This window comes from Mycobacterium sp., assembly GCF_965229265.1.
Lineage (GTDB): Bacteria > Actinomycetota > Actinomycetes > Mycobacteriales > Mycobacteriaceae > Mycobacterium.
Window position 1 is genome coordinate 2,088,760 of the sequence record NZ_CBDDIY010000010.1, and the last position, 22,358, is coordinate 2,111,117.

The window sequence follows — 22,358 nt, forward strand, 5'->3', positions numbered from 1 at the left end:
CCAACCGACGTTTCGTTCCGAGAGGGTAACTGTCACCGTGAATTACCAGACCGAAGCTCATTCTCTGTCGATGACCCGCCTCGCCGCAGGGAGCATCGCATGACCGGACCGATCTGGATGGCATCTCCACCGGAGGTACATTCAACGCTCCTCGCCGCCGGGCCGGGTGCCGGACCGCTCGGTGCGGCCGCAGCGCAATGGCAGCAACTGTCACGCGAATACTCTGATACAGCAAGGGAGTTGGCGGACATCCTGGGCACAGTGCAGGCCGGCGCCTGGCAGGGACCAAGTGCCGCTCGATACGTCGCCAGCCATACCCCGTTCCTCGCATGGCTGGATCATATGAGCGCGACAAGTGCTAACAATGCGACACTGCTCGAAACGTGTGCGGCCGCATTTACCACCGCTGTATCCACGATGCCGACCCTAGGCGAGTTGGCGGCAAACCACGCGATCCACGGCGCACTACTGACTACCAACTTCTTTGGCATCAACACGATTCCACTTGCCGTGAACGAAGCTGATTACGCACGGATGTGGATCCAGGCCGCAGTCACGATGGACGTCTACCAGGAGGTCTCAACCGCGGCGATGGCGTCGGCGCAGCCCGTCGTTCCAGCACCGCTGATCGTGACACTTGACGCGGCGAGAATCGGCTTTGCCAGCCTGCTGGCACAAGCCCAGGGCGCGGCAGAAGGTTCGGCTCTGAACACCAGCGACAGCATTGCCAGCCAACTAGAGAACTTCCTCCGTGACCCGCTGGGCACGCTCCGAAGAATACTCACCGACATCGCAATGAATCCTCTTGGCGCTCTGGTCACATGGGGGCCGCTGTTACTCCTGTTGTTTGTTGTGTACTTCACCGCACACAGCATCGGGGGTTCCATCAGTTGGGCGCTGATCCTCGGATCGACGGCGATCTGGCTGCCTTTCGTGGTGGGAGCCGTGCTGCAAGTTCCGGAAGTATCCGACGGACCGGCACACGCCGAGGACGGCATGCAGCATGGCGTTGACACCGGCAGAGTAGACCGCCCGAACTGGCAAGCCCCGGTCGCCTCGGCATCCCCCGGTACCGCCACGACCACAACCACAGGATCCGCTGCGCCAGGCTCCGCGCCAGCACCATCACCAGTGACCACAACGACCCTCCTGCCTTACCTCGCGGCGACCGCAGGAGACGAACCACCCGCCGCCACCTTCGGCCCTACTCTCAGTGAGGGCAGTACGTCCCGGGCACCAGCGTCAGGAGTGTGGCCCGCTGCGAGCACAGCTACCGAGTCTCGGTCTAGCGCCCGGCGTCGGCGACGGCGGGCCAATGACCCGACACCACAGTCGATCGGCATGGACTCGGCCGTGACATCCGAATCCACCGGATGCGCTGGTGAACTCGGAAAGGCCCGCGCGGGCAGCGCTCATGGCGCCGGCCATCTCGGAGCCGCAGGAGTTCTTCCCAGCACCACGTCTGCCGCGCCCGCCGCCGGCCTGATCGAACGCGCAGCCGGCGACGACCGCATTCACACGATGCCCGTTCTCCCCACGACCTGGGGGGAAGCGCACCCCGGTGAGCCTTCGGCGAACGGCCGCAACGACTGATGTCTGCTCAGAGGTGCAGCAGTGCCAGCTCGGGCCTTTCGATGTGCGTCTTCAGATCGACCAGAAATGCCGCGACGTCGGCGCCATCGGCGATTCGGTGATCGAAAGCGCACGTCATAGTCATCATCGGGCGGACGACTGCCGTTCCCTGATCGGCGACAACACGATCGCGGATAGCTCCGAGGCCGAGGATTGCCGCTTCGGGGTAATTGATCACCGGCACTCCGTCGTCCAGCCCGAGCGCACCGAAGTTGGAAACCGTGAAGGTGGATCCGGTGAGCTCGGTCGGACGAAGCGAACCCTCGCGCGCGCCGAGGACGAGGCGTTGAACTTCGACCGCGAGTTCGGCAGTGGACAGGCGCTCGGCATGTGCGACCACGGGAACGATCAGACCACGAGGGGTCGCCGCCCCGAACCCGAGATTGATCGAGGGTTGGGTCAGGATAGCAACTTGCCCATCAACGTCGCTCCAACGGGCATTGAGCAGCGGGTGGCGTTGCAGCGACCCGACCAGGAGCCGGAGGATGAGGGTGAACGGGGACAGTTTGATCCCGTTCGAACCCTCCGCGAGAGCCGATCGCAATTCGAGCAGCTGAGAACAGTCGACTTCGACCGTGGCGTGTGCATCGGGGATCGTGCTACGCGACAACGTCATTCGATCGGCGATCCGCGCACGGACACCTCGCACCTCGATAACTGCAGCCGGCTCATCGGCGACCCGCGGCGCCGGAACACTTCCGTTGATGGCAGTTTCCACATCGGTACGCGTGATCGCGCCATCGATGCCTGAGCCAGTGGTCAGCTGCGTGAGATCGATTCCGTGATCGCGTGCTAACTGCCGCGCCGCCGGCTTCGCCCTCGGTCGGGCCGTCGTCGGAGAACGCTTGCTGCGCCGGCTGACGTCGATGTCCGTATCGACCCCGTATCCGACGAGCAAAGGGGTACGGCTGTTGTGCTCCGCCTTCTCGCCTTCGGCCGACGGGGCCACTTCACCTCCGACCTCAGAGGGTGTGCTGTGGGTGGGTAACTCAGTGCTGCCGTCCGGGGACGGCGAGGAATTGCCGCTACCGGTAGCCGCCGCGGTGGCCTCGTCGACCGACGATGCTGCGGGAGATTGGGCCGGCGCTACATCAATCCGTATCAGCGGTGTTCCGACCTCGAGTGTATCGCCGGGGTCGCCGAAGCGCTCGACCACCTGCCCGGCGTAAGGGCTTGGTATTTCCACCTCGGCCTTGGCTGTTTCGACCGTGCAGAGCTGATGGTTGAGATCGACTGTGTCGCCGGCGGAGACGTCCCACTCGACGATGGTGACCTCTTCGAGTCCTTCACCGAGGTCAGGAACGAGAAACGTGCGAATGCTGTCAGTCATGTCAGTTCCCATGCGCCATAGCTGATTCCACGCAGTCCAGAAGCCGGTCGACCCCGGGCAACCATTGCTTTTCCAGACGCGCCGGCGGATACGGCGTATCGAAGCCGGTTGCGCGCAACACCGGTGCCTCGAGCTCGTAGAAGAGGTCTTCCTGAATCCGTGCCGCAACCTCAGCGCCGAAACCCAGAGTTCTTGGCCCCTCGTGCATCACCACGCACCGGCCCGTCTTTCGAACGGAGGAAACCACAGTGTCCATATCGAACGGAGTCAGGGACCGCAAATCGATAACCTCCACACTGCAGTGCATGTCCCGGGCGGCGACCTCGGCGGCTTCAAGCGCGGTGACGACGAGTCCGCCGTAGGTGATGACAGTCAGATCATCACCGACCCGAGGAACCGTGGCCTGCCCGATCGGCGGTGCCGGATCATGGAGATTGACTGGGCCGCGGCGCCAGTACCGGCGTTTGGGTTCCAAGAAGATCACCGGGTCGTCGCTCGCTATGGCGTGGCGGAGCAACCAGTAAGCGTCCGCTGGATCGGAGGGCGCGACGACCTTGAGTCCAGCGCTGTGAACCCAGTAAGTCTCCGTCGACTCGGAGTGATGCTCTGCTGCGCCTATCGCACCGAACGACGGTATGCGGATGGTCACCGGCATGCCGACGGCACCTCGGGTACGAAGCCGGTACTTGGCCAGATGGCTCACAATCTGATCGAACGCGGGGTACGAGAAGCCGTCGAACTGCAGCTCCACGACCGGACGCAGACCCCGCGTCGCCATCCCGATCGCCACGCCGATGATGGCCGATTCAGCCAGGGGCGTGTCGAAGCAGCGTTGCGGGCCGAAGTCGGACGCGAGGTTCTCGGTGACCCGGAAAACCCCACCCTGGATCGCGACGTCCTCACCGAAGACCACAACGCGCTCGTCGTTGGCCAGCGCGTCGTGGAGGCTGCGGTTAATGGCACCGACCATCGTCGTCGTGATGGTCGACGGGGCCGGATCTGGTTCCTGGGCCGCTGAACCTATCCGTGGGGCGGCAATCGTCTCGGTCATGCACTTTCCTTCGTGAGTTCGGCGAGCAACTCATCACGTTGCTTGACAAGGCTCAACGGCGGCTCGGCATAGGTCATATCGAAGACATCTGTCAGGGAAAAATCATCGCGTGCAAATGTGTTGTCGCGAAGCTCATTCCGCAACCTTTGAGCACGAGCTTTAGCCCGACCTTCTAGTTTCTCCGACCAGATTCCGCGGTGCTGGAGATAGCTACGGTATCGAGGCAACGGATCGAGCGCTTGCCACTGTTCGACTTCGGACTCGCTCCGATAGCGCTTGGGGTCATCAGAGGTGGTGTGCGGAGCCAGGCGATAGGTGACTGCCTCGATCAGAGTGGGTCCCCCACCTGCGCGCGCCCGGGCGGCGGCGTGCGCGGTTACCCCGTAGCACGCCAGTGGGTCATTCCCGTCTACACGCACTCCGGGAATTCCGTATCCGATCGCGCGGTGAGCGATCGACGGTGCGGCCATCTGCTTGGCTAGCGGAACCGAGATTGCCCAGTGATTGTTCTGAACGTAGAAGATGCAAGGAGCCTTGAAGACCGACGCGAAGTTCATCGCCTCGTGTACGTCGCCTGTGCTCGTGGCTCCATCACCGAGGAACGCCACCGAGACACTATCGTCCCCGAGCCGAGTCGAAGCCATGGCCGACCCAACCGCGTGCAGAACTTGCGTGCCGATCGGCACCGACATAGGCGCACAGTACTTATCGGTGAAATACAATCCACCGTGCCACGTTCCACGCCATGCCGCAGCAACACTCGACGGTGGAATGTTCCGTATCAGGAACGCGCCGAGTTCACGGTACTGCGGAAAGAGCCAGTCCGTCTTGTGCAGTGCACCGACCGCCCCTATCTGTGCGGCCTCTTGCCCGCGACACGACGGGAACAACGCGAGCTCACCTTGACGCTGCAAATTGACGAACTCCGCGTCAACTTCTCTTGTCACGAACATCATCTCGTAGATCCAGCAGAGAGTTTCCTCGGGAAGGTCACGACGGTAACGGTTGTCCTCGGTGGCCGATCCGTCCGGCGCGATGTGGGTGACGGGCAGCAGGTCGATCCCATTGGCGTCAAGCGTGGCCTCGGCATACATTCCTCTGCTCCTCACGTCGGTCTACGCTTCGGCGATCTGCGGCGTACCAATATGTATCTCTCAGCGTGACTTGCCATTACGCTTGGGTCAACAGAATCGGCTACAACTAGACATTCGGACACGCTGACGTGTTCTGGGGCTTGGGGAGGTGATTGCAATGATCAGTTTCGACCGACTCGATGCCCGCCTGCTTGCGATGTTGGAACGCGATGCACGAGTCGGAGTCGTCGAGATGGCGGCGATGGTCGGCGTTTCGCGAAATACCGTGCAGTCCCGGCTGCGCCGCTTGGAGGCCTCCGGGCTACTGCGTGGATACACCGTCGCGCTGGACTTGTCCGAAGGCGGATTCGCGGTCCAAGCGTTCTTGGCTCTGGAGATCGAGCAGCGCAGCTTGCCGGCAGTCGTCAACGACCTGGCCGAATTGCCGCAGGTGTTACAGGTGCACGCGACAACCGGCCGCGAGGACCTATTGGTGCAGGTAGCTACCGCCACGCAGGCGGAGTTGCAACAGCTGATCCTGCAGGTCACCGCGATCCCGGGCGTGACCCATTCCAGCACCACACTTGCTCTTACCACGCCGTTGCCCTTCCGGGTGGGCCCCCTACTCGACAACGCCACACGAGAGTCGGGGTGGGGCCGCTCAACCCCATCCCCCGACCTCACGTAGGGCAGGTGGTCACGGCGACCGTTGCCGGCCGGCGTATCGACGAGGGACAGATGTCGAGCGCGGCCACGACCGCTACTACCACAGCGTCGACTTCATCCTCTTCCGCTGACAATCTGCCTTGTCGGCGCCGGCCCAGAAAGCCGGTGCTGACCTCAGGACCGCCTGGCCGTCACCATCTCAGCGTCCGAAGGTGTTCACGATATTGGTAAAGGCATCCGTGGTCTCCTCGGTGGAGAGCACCGGCATGTAAGGAGGGTGCAGCAGGATATGAGGTAGGCAATCCTCGAAGTCCTTGATCTTGCTGCGGCATTCGTCTGGTGTTCCCGTGATACTGAACGTATCGACGAGGTCATCGTCGACGACATCCACGAGTGCCTCCGGGCCCTTCGTCATCAAGGCCTCGAGACACTTGTCGCGTTTGTCGATGAGACCCATGTGCGCGGCCATCGGGGTGCATACCGGGTGTGAGAAGTAGATACCAACTTGGAAGCGGGCGCGGCGATAGGCCTCGTCACGATCCTCGGACACACTGCACACCGTCTCGCTCGCCACGTCGATGTCATTCGGATTCCGGCCGGCCTTACGTGCACCAGCTGCCACACCGGGTAAGAACACCTCTCGCAGGTACTTGGGCGGAAGCATGAAACCCAGCACACCATCGGCGATCTCACCTCCAAGCCCTGCCATCGCTGGCCGCAGCGCGCCGAGATAGATCGGGATGCGCGGACGCGTCAGTGCACGTCGGCCGAAGGGATTGATCTCAGGCGCGGTGAAGCTGTAGTACCGCCCTCCATATGACTCGCCTCCCGCTCCCTCTCCGTCGCTCCAGGCCCAGACTCGACGTAGCAGCTCGACGTACTCACGCATGCGTGCGGCCGGACTAGTGCTGTCAGCGCCATTGAGCAGGTCGGTAAAGGCACCAGCACCGATGCCCACACCAAGTATCGCGCGTCCACCAGACGCTTCGTCGACATCGGCCGCGGCATTGGCCATCTCGAAGGGACTTCGCCCGGCCGCAGCGGCAAGTCCGGTTCCCAGCGCGATGCGACTGGTCACCTGAGCAGTCATTCCGTGAATCACGAACGGATTCCGGTAGAACTCGTAATCCCAAACCGAGTCGAATCCGGCATCCTCTGCCATTTTCGCCATCTTGGGGAATGCATCGATCGGCTGGTTCAACCCAGGCATTGTCACGCCAATTTTGGACATGCTAGGATCTCCCATTCAATCCTGAAGCTCGCCAACCGATTTCCGGTGGCGCGAGGGTCAGGACACCAGGTTCCGCAGCAAGGACACGTGGAATTGCATTGACCATCGCGACCACCGTCGCGAAAAACCCGGTGGGAGTTGGATTGTCTGGGAGCAAGGCGAGGTCATCTTCGAACGACCCCTTCAGGTCTATGACGACCCGGGACGACGGCCGGCCCTCGATATCGATAATCCAACAATCATCGCTGATTGCCGCTGCTGGACGAACGCGTTCGTGGATGTACCACACCGTCTGGGTTGAAAGGCACGGTTCCCCTCGGGTGTAGCCCGTCCACCGGTAGGAGATTACCGCTGCAGTTCCCCGCGCTATTGGGAATATTCCCGGAACGTCGAAGGCCTCCTCGGAGAAAACGTGGTGAGGTGTGCGCTCTATGCGGTCGAGTTCGATGCCCAGATGGTCAGCCATCTGGGCAATTTCCTGCCGCAAATAGTTGTCGGGAAACTGGACACCGTCGACGTTGTGTTCCAACTCCTCCGGAGTTGTGCCAAATCCGATGATCTTGAGCGTCTCGGCAGGATTCTCCATGTGTTGGCAGTTGAAGTACTCGCATTGACGAACAGACCTAATCTCATGCGAGAGTGAGGTCATCGCGGCCCCGAGCCGCTCAAACATGAAGCCCGGGTTGATGCCGGTGCCGAACAGAGTCGCGTCACCTTTTCTCCCCGCGGCTTCGAACTTCTCGGCGACCGCTTTTCCACGAATATCGGGGTACTGATACGGCAGGGGGGTGATCACGTTGATCCCGGCCTCCAAGAGCATCAGGATGTCCGCATCACCACGAAAGTCGCCGAAGTCGCGGGCCGCGAAGAAGACACAATCGGGCTTGTCGGCCAGGAAGCGCGATACATCCTTGGTCGCTTCGACACCGACCGCGTCAAGGCCCACCAGCAGGCCGACATCCTTGCCGTCTTTCTCGTCACTGTAGACAAGCACGCTCGTTAGCTCGACGTCAGGTATCCGGACGAGCTCTCTGACCGCGCACCCCCCGATGCCGCCGACCCCCCACACTGCCACCTTGATCTTTTTCGTCAACATGCACTCCTTTGTCTCGACGTTGACACTGCTTCGAACACCGCATAGCTCATCGAACGGGGTTCTGGCCTTTGCATGCGTCTCGACATCGATGAGCTATCGTGCGCCATCGACACGCTCGAAAAATTGCAGCAGCTGGCGATTCACCAGCTCGGGGCTCTCGATGTTCGGCATATGGCCGCAGCCTGGGACCGTATAGAGCTCTCCATCGGGGAGCTTGCTGAGGACCTTGGGCCCGTAACCCTTCTCTTTGATCTTGTCGTTGTCACCGGCGATGACAAGCACTGGCAACGTCAGCGCCTCATATCGGGTGGTGTCAATCTGCCCGGTATCTTTCCGCGGTGGCACGAGAGGGTTCTTCAGTCGGGCCGCGGCCGCGCACTCCCATGCGCCGGGCTCCAGACTGAGCTGCAGACGGCGCCGGATGTAGCTCTCGTCCTTGGTGATTGCCGGATCTTCGAACAGTGCCTCAACAACCCTGCGCATGCCGTCGAAGGTGCAGTCGTAGTCGATCAAGGCGCGCCGGGCCGCGCTATCGGGCGAATCGCCGCCGGCACCGATGAGGGTCAACGATGCGGCGGGAAAGCTCCCCGGTTCGTCGGAAAGGGCTTTCAGCAACATCGCACCGCCCATCGAACTGCCCACAAAGTGGGCAGTGTCCACCGACATCGCCCTCAAGAAGCTCTGCATGTGATTGATGCGCCGTTGTGTCCCGCTGACGAAATCATAGAGTTTGTCAGTCTTGCCGTAGCCGAGCCAGTCCGGCGCAATCACCCGATACTCGTTCGCGAGCGTGTAAAAGTTCCTCTCCCAGGTGATTTCGGCGCTCGCCCCGTGCTCTCCGCTGTGGAGCAACACGACCACCGGCCCCTCACCGGCTTCGTAGTAGCACGTGGTGATGCCATCGACATCGAGAAATTTCTGCGCTTCCTGCACCAAGACCTCCAGCGGTCTAGCCTGACCATCCTCGGACGGTGTTGAGTAATGTGGTGACATCACCGGGTAGACAATCGCCTCGCCAGGCGACCATGCCATCGGGCCGGACCAGGACCAGGCGCCGCTCGTACAGCGTGGCGATCTCAGGCTGGTCGATGTCGACAATCGTCAAGGGCACACCGAGCGCGGCTGCGGCGCCCTGTAGAACCGCGGCGTCCGGGCCGTCTCCGCCAAAGCGGAGCAGGACGAAGCCACGCCCGTACAGATCCAACGTCGACCGCCCATCGGGCAGCCAGGCATGCGGGGCGCGGTGCCCCGGCCGGGCCGTCGGAACGTAGATACTCGGGTGGTCAGGTGGCTCCGGCGTTTCGTCAGAGGCGACAATCGGCGATTGAGCATAGTTGTAGCCCATGGCGATTCCTTGTGAGAACCATTCCTGCTGGAGCCCCACCGCGAAGATGTCAGCCATGTTGCGCCTCGTCGCCTCGCCGCGAGCGTCGGGATCATCAATGTGGATGAGGTTGTCCGAGCGCCAGATCCGGTAGTTTTGCGTTGCGGAGGAGAAGTTGCGTAGGGCCACTGGTCGACGTTCGGCGGTGTAGGCGTCCAACAGACGGTCACCGCCCCACCCGTCGATTAGTGCGTTGAGCATCCAGCTCACGTCAGTGGCGTCGGCGATGCCAGTATTGAGCCCGTGCCCACCTGTGGGCGAGGTGGTGTGCGCCGAGTCGCCGGCAAGCAGCACTCGGCCGATGCGGTAGCTGCCGGCCAGACTCTGCGAGCGCCGCCATGGCACCAGACGCAGCACCTCGTGGGGGACGCCATCGCCGAGGGCACGGCGGACCGCCGCCTCGTAGTCGTAGCTCTGCGCATCCAGCGCATTTTCGCTTCCCACAACCGTGAGGCGCCACAGGTCGACACCGTTCATCATGGTCAGATTCGCCCATGCGCCTTCAGAACCCATCATGATGAATCGTTCAACGGGGCCGTACGGGTGGTGCTGCTCGAGGTTCGGAATCCGCAGCAGAATGCTCAACGAGAAGTCCATCTGCGCGATCACAGCAAAAGGGATGCCCAGCATCTTCCGTACCGCGCTCGCCGCGCCGTCGCAGCCCACCAGATATTGGGATCGCACCGTCAACGACTGCCCAGTCGTATCGTCGACGAGCGTCGCGGTGACCCCGCCATCGTCCTGGGTGAAACTCTCGAGCCGAGCGCTGTATCGCATCGTCGCGTGCTCGGAGGCCTTGACCGCGTTGGCCAGAATCGGGTCGAATACGTGCTGATCACAGAACCGCAGCATTTCCGGTCCGGTGTGCGGGACTCCGCGTTCGTTGGCCGAGGGAACCGGTGTCCGGCCAATGAGGCGGCCGTTGATCCCGCCCGTGATGAAGATGTTGTCACGGGGGTAGTCGGCCGGAAATGCCGACGCGATCTGATCGACCAGTCCCCACCGACGGCAGAACTCCATGGTGCGCTCGTTTTCCATGGCCGCCTTGGTGGCCAGTACCGCAGCTGTCGCGGACTCGCGCTCCGCAATCAAGCAGGCGGTCCCCATGAAGTCCAGATCCAGGGCGAGCGCCATCCCAACGGGGCCACCCCCGGCGATCAGGACCGGGGTCTCGATGACACTACTCATCGCTTGGTCGCCCTATCCGCGACTCTGGACAGGTTGGCCTGCAGCAGATTTCAGTCGCTCCCCGACTAACTCCGTGATCGCCGAGCCGATCTGGACGGTAGTGCGTTCTCCGGACCTTCGGCCCGCTGTTGCTAGGTCGGTAGTCACCGCGTCCTCGATGATCTCCGCGTTGACCGTGTCTTTGAGGTGTCTGAGCATCAGCGCCACCGACAAGATCGCGGCGGTGGGATCGGCGGCGTTCTGCCCTGCGATATCGGGTGCGCTGCCGTGCACCGGCTCGAACATGCTCGGATTGGCGCCGCTCGAATCGATATTGCCCGACGCCGCTAGCCCGATCCCCCCGGTGATTCCCGCGGCCAGGTCAGTGAGGATGTCGCCGAACAAGTTATCGGTGACGATCACGTCAAACTGAGACGGTCGGTTGACGAGATGGATCGTCGCTGCATCTACGTGCATGTACCTGACCGCTACGGCAGGATACCTCGCGGCAACGTCATCGACGGTTCGCGTCCAGAGTTCGCCGGCGAATCGGAGGACATTCGTCTTATGCACCAGCGTCAGATGCCCTCGCCGGGCGGCGGCTTCCTCGAAGGCGTAGGTAACGACCCGTTCAACACCATATCGGGTATTGGTGCTTACTTCGGTGGCGATTTCGTGCGGGGTGCCGACCCGGATAGATCCGCCGGTACCGGTGTAAGGGCCTTCAGTTCCTTCGCGCACGACCAGAAGGTCGATGTCGCGGTGTCCGGCCAGTGGGCCGGGCGCGCCGGCGAAGAGTTTGGCAGGGCGAAGGTTGACGTGATGATCCAGTGCGAAGCGCAGCTTGAGAAGCAGTCCCCGCTCCAGTACCCCACTGGGCACTGACGGGTCGCCGACAGCACCGAGGAGCAGCGCATCGTGCTGTTTGAGGTCTCGGATCGCACTGCCCGGCAGCAGTTCTCCGGTCCGTAGATACCGATCGGCTCCGAAATCATAGGTGGTGGTATCTAAGTCGGGGCGCACAGCCGCAAGTACCTGTAGCGCTTGGCGCATCACCTCCGGGCCAATACCGTCCCCGGGAAGCACACCGATGTTCACGAGATTCGTCCAGTCCGTTGGGCCGCAGCGCCGATGGCACCGGCGACCCGATCCCTGCAGGTCATCTGCGTACCACCCACGATCACATGGCCGCCGTCTCGGCCAGGACGTTGGCCGAAGCACTGGCTTTGAGCCGCTGGGCCAGCTCGATGGTCCGCCCCAACGATTGCGGAGCCTCCTCGGGCTCGAGTGCCATCGGCATGACATCAACCAGCTGAACGTAATTCACACCCGCCTCAAGGTAGGGCTGGATCGTCGCGGCTACTTCCTGGGGGCTGCCGGTCAACCACGATCGCCAGCAATGCTCGGGTGTGGTTCGGTTCAGCACGTCGTCGATCTCAGCCTGAGTGAACTCCAGCGGGAGCAAGTGCAATGCGTAGTGCCACTTGTCGCCCATCGGAGAGGGCAGACCCTCGTCGGCCCACGCGGCCTGATTCATCCGACCCAGCACTGCCGACATCCACTTCAGATACGGAACCTCGAGGCCGCGGCGGATGACGTCGTGGTCCTCGTGGAGCAACGTCGGGCACCAGACGCCGAACCCAAACTTCTCGGGGTCGCGGCCCTTGTCTTCCAACTGTTGCTTCATTTCAGTAATCGCTTTGGCCGCCAATTCGGGCCTGGGGATTCCAAAGGGGGTTACCGAACAGAACCCGTCGGCGTAACTGGTCGCGATATCGCGCAGCTTGGGACCGTCACCGAGCGCCCACAGTTGGGGTCGGTTTGCCCGGGCTCCACCGATCCACGCGTTCCGCAACTTCCAGATGTTTCCGTCGTAGTCGATCGGAGTCTCGGAATCAAGGAACTTGCGGTAGATCCCCATCATATCCTCCAGTCGCTTGAGGCCTTCGGATCTCTTGTGCCCATAGGGTTTACATTGCTTGATCTCTCCCGCACCCATCTGAACTATGCACTTGCCGCCGCTGACATCAGCCAGTGTCAGCAATGACTGCATGAACTCCGCAGGCCCGCGCCGCACTGCGTCACTCGTCGTGCACAGACCGAGCCCGGGCACTCTTGCACCGATGTATGCGAGCGCTTGGTACGGGTCAGCCCAGGAATCCAGATCGGGCAACACGGCCGCCAGCGGCGCGGTGTCGGCAGTCCATAGCGAGGGCGGGCCGAAGAACACCATCTGATCGTGAATGGCGACCGAGTCGACGGCACCGCTGTCGTACAGCATCCGAGCAACTTCCGCAGTGGCGCTCAGAGGCTGATAGCGGCTGTGGAAGATCGGTACATCAACCCAGAGATCCTCGGCAGGCATACGGTGTCCTCTCCATCGAGATCATCAAGTCAGGCGCTGACGCGGGGTTCCTGAAGATGGGATTCGCCGGACGACGCTGCCTGTGTGATGCACACTACGCAGGTCTAGTACAATTGTGCAAGCGAATTGTGTCAGACAATCGTTTAGTGTGAGACAGCTGTGCTATCCTTCCTAAGGTGGGAAACAAAGAGGCGCTTCTCGACGCCGCGATCACCTGCCTATCCCGAAAGGGGTACGCCCGGACGACCGCCCGTGACATCACGGCCGAAGCGGGCACCAGCCTGGCCGCTATCGGATACCACTACGGCACCGTCCAGCAGCTTCTCAATGAAGCCGTCTTCACCGCCCAGGAACATTGGTGCCGGGAGGCATTACTGCGTTTGAAGGACGACGTGCGCCCCGGCGAGTCGTTTATCAAGCGTTTCACCGACACCTTCACACGCGTGACGGAATCGCTACGGAGTGAACGTGAGCTGTGGGCGGCCTCAGTCGACTTGCTGTCACAGGTCGAACACGTCCCTGAGCTGAAGCCGACGTTGATGAAGACAGCGGCGCTGGCCCGGCTCGGGTTGGTGACTGCGTTCGACGGCGTAGACGAAGACCGGGTCGACGAAGAACAGATCAAGACCGAAGGTTCGCTTTACTACGCGCTTCTCGCTGGCGTCATGCTGCAGTACTTGCTCGACCCGGACACTGCTCCCACACCCGAGCAGCTCGCCCGCGGCCTACGCCATCTCGCGGCGCAAGCGCAAGGCGATCATCACGCCGATGATCCCTCGTCAAAGCGCAAGCGGTCCCGAACTACGCGATCTGCTTCGTAGCGCACTCAGCTCGTCTCAGTTGGCGCTCGTCTCAGTTGGCGCGCCACCGTCCGGTGGCCGGACCGCTATCACACAGTGGCGCGATCAGCGACGATCACCTCCGTAGCGGATCGCCCTCGTGGATCCAGCATGCTCCATGGGCTCTGTGCCCACGAGCCCTCTACGCACTCACGTCGTGGTTGTCTGCCGAGGAAGCAGTCGATCGTAATTGGGCGGCTCAATTGCCTGGACGTTCTTGTTGATAATCTGCGTCATCAACCAGGTCCGGCCAGGCAGCTTCGGCAGCAACCACTGGACTCCGTAGAGCAGGGCGACGTCAAGACGATTGCGCGGGGTGAGGAACTTGACGTTGCTCTTACCCTCTTTTTGATTCTCTAATACCCAAGGCCGCAAATGGCGCTCGTAGTTGGCGAATGCGCGCTGGTGGTCTCCTCGGGCCAAGGCCAGTTCACCCGCCAGGATGTAGGCACCCACGACCGCCAGATTGGTGCCCTGTCCAGAGGCCGGTGACGCGCAGTGTGCTGAGTCGCCCAGCAGCACGACCCGTCCCTTGGACCAGCGATCCATCTCTACGACGCTGACCGAATCGAGGTAGAAGTCTTCGGATGCGTCCATTTCGTCGAGCATCCGAGATGTCTCGATCCATGACGAACTCTGGACGCGCTCCCGCACCCTCGCCTTCTGCTCCTCGCGGGAAAGGCGATATTCGGTGTTGTCACCTTGGAAGGCGAACAACGCCGATGCGCGGTCGTTGTCCTGAATCGCACGAAGGCCGCCGCCCATTCCGATTTCGTTGTAGGCCACCATCACGCTGTCGAGATGAAGGTAGTTCGGGCAGCTGAAGAACCCAATACTGGTGCCCTGGTACTTCACGAAGTTCGCTTCGGGACCGAACACCAACGAACGAATGCCGGAGTGCAGTCCGTCAGCTCCGACAACCAGGTCGAAACGGTCCTGCGCACCGGACTGGAACGTCACGTCCACGCCGGTCGCGTCTTGATGCAGCTCTGCGACTTGTTCACCGAAGACATAGTTCACTTTGTCGCGTGTGGCGTTATAGAAGACGGCGGCAAGGTCCCCGCGCAAGATCTCCAACGGGGCGATGAAGCCGTTCCCGCCGAAGTCATCAGCTCGCTGAGTGGCGAATTCCTTGCCGTCAGCGGTAACGTAGATGAGCTTCTCGGTCCGCGTCCGCGCCTGCCAGACTGCGTCGAACAGTTCCATGTAGCGCAGCACATCGTAACCGACACCGCGAAAGTCGACCGCTTGGCCTCCTGGCCGCAATTCCGTGGCCCGTTCGATGACCGTGACGTCGAAGCCGTAGTGATGCAGACAGTGAGCCAGGGCCGGCCCCCCGATACTTGCACCGACGATGAGAACCCTTGTGCCTCGACCGGCTGGCGTATCACTCATGTGGGCGACGTTACACAAGCCTAGAACGTTTGTGCAAGGCATTCGTGTAAGACGACTGTGTTCCAACCCGGCGAGCGCCGGCACCCAGCGGCATCACCACCCCGCGGGACTTGCCCGCGAACCCCGATACGTCAGAGCCCGGCGATGACCCAGCCTGCGAACCGCGGCAAGAAATTCTCCCGCTACGCGCCTCACCAAAGACCGTTGCTCATCGCGCATCGCTCAACTACGATCCGACACGCAACTAGTACATCTGTGTGATCGTTTTGTATTAGACAGATGTTCTCCACCGGCGAGACCTACCTAGGGGAGGGACGTGACCAGCAACTACGCGTCGTTGGATGGCGCGCGATGCGCACATGGCAGCCAGCTGTCACGGTTTGCTTCCTTTGCCTCGGACCGATACGACGCGCCGGCGAACGCCAGCTACGACGACTTGTGGCGTTGGTCCACTCAGCAGATTCCCGCATTTTGGCGCGCCGTCTGGGAGTTCTTCGCCATACCCGCTACAGCACCGCTGGACGGCCGGAAGGGGGTTCTCGCCGACGCCACCATGCCGGGGGCATCGTGGTTCCCCGGCGTGGATCTCAACTATGTCAATCTCGTGCTGCGCCACACCAACCTATCTGGACCCGCGATCATCGGCATTGACGAGGACGGCGGTCGTACCGAAATCCCTTGGTGCGACTTGCCTTCTCGAATCGCGGCGGTTTCCGAAATCTTACGTGCAGCTGGCGTGAGACGCGGCGACGTGGTCGCCGCCTACCTTCCAGACGTTCCCCAGGCGATCGTCGCCTTCCTCGCGACCGCGGCGATCGGTGCTATTTGGTCCGCGTGCGGCGCAGATTACGCTCCACAAGGCGCGGCCGCTCGTCTGGCGCAACTCAAGCCGAGAGCATTGTTCACCTCGGTGGGGTATCGCTACAAGAACCGCTGGATCGACAAGCGATCGGACAACGCCGAGCTTCAACGGCTTCTTCCCAACGCGCCGAAGGCCATTGGTATCGAACAGACATACACCGAACTGTTCTCCAACCCCACCAAACTTCAGGTAGAGCAAGTACCCTTCGCCCACCCGCTCTGGGTGCTGTTCAGCTCAGGTACGACTGGACGCCCCAAGGGGATTGTGCACGGCCACGGCGGAATCATGCTTGAACACCTCAAAGCTGTTGCGCTGCACGGCGATCTTGGCGAAGGTGACAGGTTTTTCTGGCAGACGGCGCTATCCTGGATGATGTGGAATTTCCGGGCCGCCGGGCTGCTCGTCGGTTCCACAGTTGTCTGCTACAGCGGCAACCCGCTGTCCCCGGGACCAGAGCGGCTATGGCAACTCGTCGCCGACTTGGGAGTGTCGTACTTCGGCACCAGTCCGGCCTATCTGCAGGCGTCGTGCAAGGCTGGCCTCCTTCCTGGCACCAGTCACGACCTCAGCAGGATGAAAACCATTGGAAGCACAGGCTCGCCCCTACCTCCAGACCTCTTCCAGTGGATCACCACACAGGTTAGCGATACCGTGGCGATTTCGTCCATCAGTGGAGGAACCGACGTCTGCACCGCTTTCGCCGGTGGAACGCCCGGTGTTCCCGCAATGCCCGGCGAGTTGCCAGCTCGCTTCTTGGGCGTGGACTTGCACAGCTGGTCGCCGCAACGAACAGAACGCGTCAACCAGGTCGGCGAGCTGGTCGTGGTTCAGCCGATGCCGTCCATGCCGGTCAAATTCTGGGACGACGATTCCGGGGCGCGTTATCGCGCTGCGTATTTCGAGTACGAGTGGGCTGACGGGCAAGCGCAGAATGTGTGGCGTCACGGGGACTGGGTTCAGATCACCGAGCATGGCTCCCTGATCATCCATGGCCGCAGTGACGCGACGTTGAACCGCCAGGGCATCCGGATGGGCTCAGCCGACATCTATGAGATCGTGGAAGCTCTGGACGAGATAGACGATGCGCTCGTTCTCGGCGTCAACGGCCCCAACGGGGCCTACTGGATGCCGCTCTTTGTCACGCTGGCGCAGGGAATCCGGGCTGACGACCGACTACGCGAGAAGATCCGTCAGACGATCCGGACGAACCTGTCACCACGCTACGTTCCCGATGAGGTGATCGAGGCACCTGGTATCCCACGCACACGCACAGGCAAGAAGCTCGAAGTGCCCATCACCGCGATCCTCGCTGGACATGCCGATGTCTCCCTGGACCCGCAGTCAATCGACATTCCGGACATCATCGATTGGTACCGGCAGCAAGGGCAGGAGCACCAGTGGTAAGTCAGCCGAGCCAGGGCGAGCCCCCCTGCCTCATTCCCACTACAAGCCCGGCGCTCAGATGCAACTTAGGCCGGGGCTCGGTGCAGATCAGACCGTGAGAATGCGCGGGCCGTCGTCGGTGACGGCCACGGTGTGCTCCCAATGCGCCGCCCGGGTTCCGTCGGCGGTGACGACGGTCCACTCGTCGGCCAGCACCCGGGTCTTGGTGGTGCCCAGGGTCAGCATCGGCTCGATCGCCAGGACCGAGCCCACCACCAGGTGCGGGCCGCGTCCGGGCTGGCCTTCATTCGGCAGGAACGGGTCCATGTGCATCTGCCGCCCGATGCCGTGTCCGCCGTAGCCGGAGACGATGCCGAACCGCCGGCCGTAGGTCCGTTCGGCCGCGCGGGTGCCCATCTCGATCGCATGCGAGACATCGGTGAGACGGTTGCCGGGCACCATCGCCGCGATGCCGGCTTCCATCGATTGCTTGGTGGCCGCCGATAGCGCCTCGTCCATCTCGATCAGCGTGCCGATCCCGAAGGTCACCGCGGCGTCGCCGTGCCAGCCGTCGATGATCGCACCGCAGTCGATGGACACCAGGTCGCCCTCGGCCAGCCTTTCGTCGGGCGACGGAATGCCGTGCACCACGCGGTCATTGACCGACGAGCAGATGCTGGCCGGAAAACCGTGGTAGCCCAGAAAGGACGGGATGCCCGTGGCGTCGCGGATCACCGTCTCGGCGATGTCGTCGAGGTCCTTGGTGGACACCCCGGGGCCGGCGGCTTCGCGGACCGCGCGCAGCGCGGCGGCCACCACCGCGCCGGCGGCGGCCATCGCATCCAGTTCACCCGGGGTGCGGGCTGGGACGGTTTTGCGGTTACGCAGGCCGGGCAGCGAGACCATCGAGAATCAGCGACCGAGTGCGCGCAATGCCCGTGCGAACACCTCATCGAGGCTGCCGACGGCGTCGACCGTCTTGAGCTCATCGCGGTAGTAGTCCAGCAGCGGGGCGGTCTCGTCGCGGTAGACGTTGAACCGGTTGCGGATGACGTCCTCGGTGTCGTCGGCGCGGCCGCGGCCCTTGAGGCGCTCGACCAGCTCGTCCTCGGGAACCCTGAACTCGACCACCGCGTCCAGCTTGAGATCGCGTCGCTCGAGCATCTGCTTCAGCGCCTCGGCCTGCTCGACCGAACGCGGGAAACCGTCCAGGATGAACCCGCCGGCGACGTCGTCCTGATCGAGCCGGTCGTCGACCAGGGCATTGGTCAGGGTCGCTGGGACGAGGTCGCCCGCGTCGAGATACTTCTTGGCTTCCAGGCCCAGCTCGGTGCCGGTGCTGATGTTGTGCCGGAACAGATCGCCGGTGGAGATCTGTGGGATCCCGAGCTTGTCAGCCAGCTTGACCGCCTGAGTGCCCTTGCCCGCCCCGGGCGGTCCCAGCAAAACAATTCTCACTTCAGGAACCCTTCGTAGTTGCGCTGCATGAGCTGGCTCTCGATTTGTTTCACGGTATCCAGACCGACGCCAATCATGATCAGAACCGCGGTACCGCCGAACGGCAGGTTCTGGACGCCGCCGCCGTTGCCCATCTGCAGGAACACGTTGGGCAGGACGGCGATGACACCCAGGTAGATCGAGCCGGGAAGGGTGATCCGATTCAGCACATAGCGCAGGTAGTCGGCGGTGGGCTTGCCCGGACGGATACCGGGGATGAAGCCACCGAACTTCTTCATCTCATCGGCACGCTCGTCAGGGTTGAACGTGATCGACACATAGAAGTAGGTGAAGAAGATGATCAGGCCGAAGTAGATGCCGACGTAGACCGGGTCGGCCGGGTTGGTCAGGTAGTTGGCGACGAATCGGTCCCACCACCCGTTGCTAGGTGTGCTGCGCCCGCTCTGGATCAGCTGGGTGATCAGGTGCGGGATGTAGATCAGCGACGAGGCGAAGATGACGGGGATAACGCCCGCCTGGTTGACCTTCAGTGGCAGATAGGTCGAGGTGCCGCCGTACATCCGCCGGCCCACCATGCGCTTGGCGTACTGCACCGGGATGCGCCGCTGGCCCTGCTCGACGAACACCACGCCGATGATGATGATCAGCGCTGCCGCGCAGACCGCGGCGAACACCAGGCCACCGCGGCTGTCCAGGATGCTCTTGCCCTCAGCCGGGATGCGGGCGGCGATGCCGGCGAAGATCAGCAGCGACATGCCGTTGCCGACGCCGCGCTCGGTGACCAGCTCGCCCATCCACATCACCAGGGCGGCACCAGCGGTCATCACCAGCACGATGATGACGAGGCCGAAGATGCTCTGGTCCGGGATGATGTCGAGCGTGCAGCCCTGCAGCAGGCCACCGTTGGCGGCCAGCGCCACGATGCTGGTGGCCTGCAGAATGGCCAGCGCGATCGCCAGGTAGCGGGTGTACTGGGTCATCTTGGCCTGACCGGCCTGACCTTCTTTGCGCAGCTGTTCGAAGCGCGGGATCACCACCGTCAGCAGCTGCACGATGATGCTGGCCGTGATGTAGGGCATGACGCCGACCGCGAACACCGTCAGCTGCAGCAGGGCGCCGCCGGAGAACAGGTTGATCAGCGAGTAGATCTGAGCCCCGGCGCCACCGCTCACCTGCTCGATGCACTGGTGGACGTTCCGGTAGTTGACACCCGGGGACGGCAGGGACGCGCCGACCCGATAAAGGATGACGACGCCCAGGGTGAACAGGATCTTCCGCCTCAGGTCGACCGTCCTGAGTGAAGAGATGAAAGCCGAGAGCACTCTTCCTCCTGGGCAGCCGGACTGGAGTCTCAGCGTGCCAATGGGGCTGGACTGGCCAGCGTTCGGGTATTCCTGCCTTGCGTTGATCGCCGCCAATTTCTCACCTGCGGCATCACGCGTTCAAACAGTCTACGAGAGTAACAGTTGGCCCAGGCAGGGCGGCAATCCGCGCACCGTCCCGCCGCCGCTCCCGCTCACAGCAGCAACACAGCGAGAAGGGCGTACAGTCGATACTGGTTATACAAGCTAAGCAAAATCGCTGGAGCGAGGGCTGACGATGACACGGACCGACAACGACACCTGGGATCTGGCCTCGAGCGTAGGCGCCACCGCGACCCTGGTGGCCGCCGCCCGAGCCGCGGCGAGCCGGGAACCCGACCCCCTGATCAACGACCCCTTCGCCGAGCCTCTGGTACGTACCGTCGGGGTCGACTTCTTCACCCGGATGGCCAGCGGCGACCTCCCCGCCGCCGATGACCAGACCGCCATGGGCGCGAGCCGGTTGACCGACAACATGGCGGTGAGGACCAAATTCTTCGACGAGTTCTTTCTCGCCGGAGCCGACGCCGCAGTCCGGCAAGCCGTGATCCTGGCCTCCGGCCTGGACGCCCGGGCCTACCGACTGAACTGGCCGGCCGGCATGGTCGTCTTCGAGATCGACCAGCCCGACGTCATCGCGTTCAAGACCGAAACGCTCGCCGCCCAGGGCTCCGCCCCGACCTGCGACCGCCGCGCCGTCGCCGTCGACCTGCGCGACGACTGGGCTGCCGCCTTGCAGGACGCCGGCTTCGACCCGCAGGCGCCGACGGCGTGGAGCGCCGAGGGGCTGCTGGGTTACCTACCGCCGGAGGCGCAGGACCGGTTACTGGACACCATCACCGAACTGTCCGCACCGGGCAGCCGGGTCGCCATCGACTGCGCACCCCCGATGAGCCCGGACGAGCAAGACGAGTCCCGCGAGCAGATGGAAGCCATCACCGCCCACTGGCGCGACCAGGGGCTCGACCTGGATTTCGGCGACCTCGTCTACCTTGGCGATCGCAACGAGCCCGGGACCTACCTGGCCGCCCACGGCTGGCAGGTCAGCAACGCCTCGGTCAATGAGCTGCTGAGCGCCGGCAGGCGGGACACCTTCGAGGAGGACGAACCGATGAGCAAGCTCTCCTACATCAGCGCCACCTTCGGCGGTGCCCGATGACCCGCGCCGACGCCGACTCCTGGGACCTGGCCTCCAGCGTGGGTGCCACCGCCACCATGGTGGCGGCCGCGCGCGCCCTCGCCAGCCGGGAGGACGACGCGATCATCGACGACCCGTTCGCCGCGCCGCTGGTGCGCGCGGTCGGCATCGAGCTGTTCACGAGAATGGTGGACGGCGAGATCGACCTGGCCGCCGTCGACCCCGAGGGCACCGCGCGGACGATGACCGACGTGATGGCGGTACGCACCCGCTTCTTCGACGACTTCTTCACCGACGCGACCGAGGCCGGCGTGCGACAGGCCGTGATCTTGGCCTCCGGGCTGGACTCGCGGCCCTACCGGCTGAACTGGCCGTCGGGCACCGTGGTCTTCGAGATCGACCAGCCCAAGGTCATCGAGTTCAAGACGCACACGCTGGCCGGGCTCGGCGCCTCCCCCACCGCCGAGCTGCGCACCGTGAGCATCGACCTGCGCGAAGACTGGCCGGCCGCGCTGCGTGCCAACGGCTTCGACGAGACCGCCCCAACCGCGTGGAGCGCCGAGGGCCTGCTGGTATATCTGCCGCCGGAGGCGCAGGACCGGCTGTTCGACAGCATCACCGCCCTGTCCGCGCCGGGCAGCCGGCTGGCCACCGAGTATCACCCCGACGCCGGGGCGGGTCTGGCCGACCGGAGCAACAGGGTCAGCGACCGGTGGCGTGAACTGGGGCTGGACCTCAACCTGGCCGACCTGTTCTACACCGGTGAACGCAATGCCGTCGTGGACTACCTGCAGGCCCGTGGCTGGGACGTCGGCGCGCGAACGCGTCCCGAGATGTTCGCCACCTACGGCCGAACGTTCCCCGACGGCGAGCTCAGCTCCGGGCTGCGCAACTCGCTGTCCGTCACCGCGATTCGGAAGTGACACC

Annotated in this window: 19 protein-coding genes; 6 read left to right on the top strand and 13 right to left on the bottom strand. The window is 63.1% G+C overall.

Going from position 1 to position 22,358, the window contains the following annotated elements; all coding sequences use genetic code 11:
- Positions 1 to 99: 99 nt before the first annotated feature.
- Entirely contained in the window at positions 100 to 1,593 is a 1,494-nt protein-coding gene (locus ADBZ9K_RS11675) for a PPE family protein (protein WP_526620419.1), read from the top strand.
- Positions 1,594 to 1,600: 7 nt separating this feature from the next.
- Here ADBZ9K_RS11675 and ADBZ9K_RS11680 read toward each other — a convergent pair whose 3' ends face one another.
- From ADBZ9K_RS11680 to pdhA, 3 genes are all read right to left on the bottom strand, one after another.
- A complete protein-coding gene (locus ADBZ9K_RS11680; protein ID WP_526620421.1) occupies positions 1,601 to 2,962 on the bottom strand; it encodes a 2-oxo acid dehydrogenase subunit E2 in 1,362 nt (453 codons plus the stop codon).
- Position 2,963: 1 nt separating this feature from the next.
- Positions 2,964 to 3,932, bottom strand: coding sequence for an alpha-ketoacid dehydrogenase subunit beta (locus ADBZ9K_RS11685; protein ID WP_526620927.1), 969 nt, complete (start codon positions 3,930 to 3,932; stop codon positions 2,964 to 2,966).
- 77 nt (positions 3,933 to 4,009) lie between these two features.
- Positions 4,010 to 5,107: a pyruvate dehydrogenase (acetyl-transferring) E1 component subunit alpha gene (gene pdhA / locus ADBZ9K_RS11690; RefSeq protein WP_526620422.1), complete on the bottom strand. Its 1,098-nt coding sequence runs from the start codon at positions 5,105 to 5,107 to the stop codon at positions 4,010 to 4,012.
- 157 nt (positions 5,108 to 5,264) lie between these two features.
- Here pdhA and ADBZ9K_RS11695 point away from each other — a divergent pair, with 157 nt between their 5' ends.
- Positions 5,265 to 5,774, top strand: a complete 510-nt coding sequence (locus ADBZ9K_RS11695) for an Lrp/AsnC family transcriptional regulator (protein ID WP_526620424.1) — start codon at positions 5,265 to 5,267, stop codon at positions 5,772 to 5,774.
- Between the two features lie 177 nt (positions 5,775 to 5,951).
- Here ADBZ9K_RS11695 and ADBZ9K_RS11700 read toward each other — a convergent pair whose 3' ends face one another.
- The 6 genes from ADBZ9K_RS11700 to ADBZ9K_RS11725 form a co-directional block, all read right to left on the bottom strand.
- A complete protein-coding gene (locus tag ADBZ9K_RS11700; RefSeq protein WP_526620426.1) occupies positions 5,952 to 6,953 on the bottom strand; it encodes an LLM class flavin-dependent oxidoreductase in 1,002 nt (333 codons plus the stop codon).
- A 31-nt stretch (positions 6,954 to 6,984) separates the two neighbouring features.
- Positions 6,985 to 8,079 (bottom strand): NAD(P)H-dependent amine dehydrogenase family protein, encoded by a 1,095-nt coding sequence (locus ADBZ9K_RS11705; protein ID WP_526620428.1) that lies wholly within the window; start codon positions 8,077 to 8,079, stop codon positions 6,985 to 6,987.
- A gap of 93 nt (positions 8,080 to 8,172) precedes the next feature.
- Positions 8,173 to 9,012, bottom strand: coding sequence for an alpha/beta fold hydrolase (locus tag ADBZ9K_RS11710; RefSeq protein ID WP_526620430.1), 840 nt, complete (start codon positions 9,010 to 9,012; stop codon positions 8,173 to 8,175).
- Positions 9,013 to 9,028: 16 nt separating this feature from the next.
- A complete protein-coding gene (locus ADBZ9K_RS11715) occupies positions 9,029 to 10,651 on the bottom strand; it encodes an FAD-dependent oxidoreductase (protein WP_526620432.1) in 1,623 nt (540 codons plus the stop codon).
- A gap of 12 nt (positions 10,652 to 10,663) precedes the next feature.
- Entirely contained in the window at positions 10,664 to 11,728 is a 1,065-nt protein-coding gene (locus ADBZ9K_RS11720) for a 3-isopropylmalate dehydrogenase (RefSeq protein WP_526620433.1), read from the bottom strand.
- A gap of 82 nt (positions 11,729 to 11,810) precedes the next feature.
- Entirely contained in the window at positions 11,811 to 12,911 is a 1,101-nt protein-coding gene (locus ADBZ9K_RS11725; RefSeq protein WP_526620435.1) for an LLM class flavin-dependent oxidoreductase, read from the bottom strand.
- A 260-nt stretch (positions 12,912 to 13,171) separates the two neighbouring features.
- Here ADBZ9K_RS11725 and ADBZ9K_RS11730 point away from each other — a divergent pair, with 260 nt between their 5' ends.
- Complete coding sequence (locus tag ADBZ9K_RS11730; protein WP_526620437.1) at positions 13,172 to 13,816, top strand: TetR/AcrR family transcriptional regulator; 645 nt, start codon at positions 13,172 to 13,174, stop codon at positions 13,814 to 13,816.
- Between the two features lie 168 nt (positions 13,817 to 13,984).
- On the opposite strand, the gene ADBZ9K_RS11735 is transcribed toward ADBZ9K_RS11730, so the two are convergent.
- Positions 13,985 to 15,229 (bottom strand): FAD-dependent oxidoreductase, encoded by a 1,245-nt coding sequence (locus ADBZ9K_RS11735; RefSeq protein ID WP_526620439.1) that lies wholly within the window; start codon positions 15,227 to 15,229, stop codon positions 13,985 to 13,987.
- A gap of 316 nt (positions 15,230 to 15,545) precedes the next feature.
- On the opposite strand from ADBZ9K_RS11735, the gene ADBZ9K_RS11740 reads away from it, so the two are divergent.
- A complete protein-coding gene (locus tag ADBZ9K_RS11740; protein ID WP_526620441.1) occupies positions 15,546 to 17,495 on the top strand; it encodes an acetoacetate--CoA ligase in 1,950 nt (649 codons plus the stop codon).
- Positions 17,496 to 17,582: 87 nt separating this feature from the next.
- Here ADBZ9K_RS11740 and map read toward each other — a convergent pair whose 3' ends face one another.
- From map to secY, 3 genes are read right to left on the bottom strand one after another with little or no spacing between them, the layout of a single operon-like run.
- Positions 17,583 to 18,380, bottom strand: a complete 798-nt coding sequence (map, locus tag ADBZ9K_RS11745; protein WP_526620443.1) for a type I methionyl aminopeptidase — start codon at positions 18,378 to 18,380, stop codon at positions 17,583 to 17,585.
- Positions 18,381 to 18,386: 6 nt separating this feature from the next.
- The gene (locus ADBZ9K_RS11750) at positions 18,387 to 18,932 is read right to left on the bottom strand and encodes an adenylate kinase (protein WP_526620445.1); all 546 of its coding nucleotides are present in this window, start codon (positions 18,930 to 18,932) and stop codon (positions 18,387 to 18,389) included.
- Positions 18,929 to 20,254 carry a preprotein translocase subunit SecY gene (gene secY, locus ADBZ9K_RS11755; RefSeq protein WP_526620447.1) on the bottom strand — a complete coding sequence of 442 codons (1,326 nt, stop codon included), beginning with the start codon at positions 20,252 to 20,254 and terminating at the stop codon, positions 18,929 to 18,931. Before secY ends, ADBZ9K_RS11750 begins: the two co-directional genes overlap by 4 nt.
- 271 nt (positions 20,255 to 20,525) lie before the next feature.
- Between secY and ADBZ9K_RS11760 the strand changes: the two genes are divergently transcribed.
- Entirely contained in the window at positions 20,526 to 21,452 is a 927-nt protein-coding gene (locus ADBZ9K_RS11760; RefSeq protein WP_526620929.1) for a class I SAM-dependent methyltransferase, read from the top strand.
- Positions 21,449 to 22,354: a class I SAM-dependent methyltransferase gene (locus tag ADBZ9K_RS11765; RefSeq protein WP_526620449.1), complete on the top strand. Its 906-nt coding sequence runs from the start codon at positions 21,449 to 21,451 to the stop codon at positions 22,352 to 22,354. The genes ADBZ9K_RS11760 and ADBZ9K_RS11765 overlap by 4 nt, the downstream gene beginning before the upstream one ends.
- Positions 22,355 to 22,358: the final 4 nt, after the last annotated feature.